The 374-nt window shown below is 55.6% G+C and carries 1 protein-coding gene; it reads right to left on the minus strand.

All coding sequences use genetic code 11. The features are described from left to right. A partial coding sequence (locus SB659_RS19150) for a hypothetical protein (RefSeq protein WP_410551534.1) occupies positions 1–314 on the minus strand: 314 nt, incomplete at its 3' end. Positions 315–374: the final 60 nt, after the last annotated feature.

The raw sequence follows: 374 nt of genomic DNA on the forward strand, positions 1-374 counted from the left end.
CCAATGACATTCTTGCCGACAGAGACAGCGCCTTTCACCAGCTTTTTCGACCCCTCAAACGCATTCTTGAAGAAGTTTCCGACCCCATTTGCATAACCGGGAAGTCCTGTGGCAGCTGCTTCTTTCGACTGAGCGTGCGGAAGAACAGACGTGCCGCGCGGAAGATCCCACACTTGCGGGCCGCCCATTCCGACAATGTAAGTGCCGATGCCGGGCGTGTGAGCAAGCTCCCATCCTTCTTCGCCGACTAATGCCCGGCCGCCTGGGTGGAAGTCTGTTCCCTTGGCATAGGATAATCCTGGTGCGATTTGCATTGTGGAAGACTGGCGACTATCGTACCCTGCTGGTTTCCATTCTGGAATTGTAGGCGCATG

The organism is Arthrobacter sp. SIMBA_036, assembly GCF_046535135.1.
In the GTDB taxonomy this organism is placed as follows: domain Bacteria; phylum Actinomycetota; class Actinomycetes; order Actinomycetales; family Micrococcaceae; genus Arthrobacter.